This is a genomic window from Streptomyces sp. NRRL S-495 (assembly GCF_000966955.1).
In the GTDB taxonomy this organism is placed as follows: domain Bacteria; phylum Actinomycetota; class Actinomycetes; order Streptomycetales; family Streptomycetaceae; genus Kitasatospora; species Kitasatospora purpeofusca.
Map to the genome: position 1 here is coordinate 1 of NZ_JZWY01000764.1, position 761 is coordinate 761.

General features: G+C 77.0%; 1 protein-coding gene. It reads right to left on the reverse strand.

Going from position 1 to position 761, the window contains the following annotated elements:
- The coding region (locus VR45_RS32910) for a hypothetical protein (protein ID WP_159394437.1) at positions 1-761 on the reverse strand (761 nt) is incomplete at both ends.

The following is a 761-nucleotide window of genomic DNA, read 5'->3' on the forward strand; positions in this document are numbered from 1 at the left end:
CCGTGAGCCTGGACCCGCACAGCCGGTCCGGCCCGGCGGCGCGCAGTCCTCGCAGGGCGGACTGCATTGCGGCGATCCCGGCCGGGGTGGCGGCCGGCCCGGACCGGTCGACGGCCGTCGGCAGCTCCCAGACCACCTTGACCGCGAGGCCGTGCTTCGCGATCGTCTCGATCCCGTCGGCACTGGTCAGCAGCTGGCCGCTCAGCTCCTGGCCGGGGTCCACCGCCACGGTCCACGGGGAGACCAGCATCGGGGACTGCTGCCAGAGCCGGCCCGCGCCGCGGTCGGTCCGGAAGACCCCGACCACGAGGACCGGGGCGGCCCAGCCGCGGTCCGACAGGTCGAACCGCCGGCCGACCGTCAGGCCGAGCCTCTCCCGGGTGCCGTCGGAGACCGCGACCTCGATCGGGGCCGCCCCTCCGGCCGGGACGCGCGGGTCGGCCCCGGGCTGCCGCGGCGCGCGGCCCTGAAGGTACTCGACCGTGCCGCCCGCGCCGTCGGGCTGGGCGTGGACCAGACTGAAACGCGGCGGTTTGCCGTAGGGGCTGGGCAGTTCGGGACCACTTGCCGCGACGTCGAGGGTGGTGACGCGGGCCTGCGGCCGGTCGAGCACGGCAGCCAGTCCCGGACCCGCCGCGGTGCGCACCCGCTCGCCGAGCTGGTCCAGCTCCCGGTCGAGCGAGCCGGTGTCCGGGGGCACCAGCCCGTCCAGCGGGACGGTGGTGGTGGAAGCGGAGACCAGCGGCACGTCCCGCTGGGCG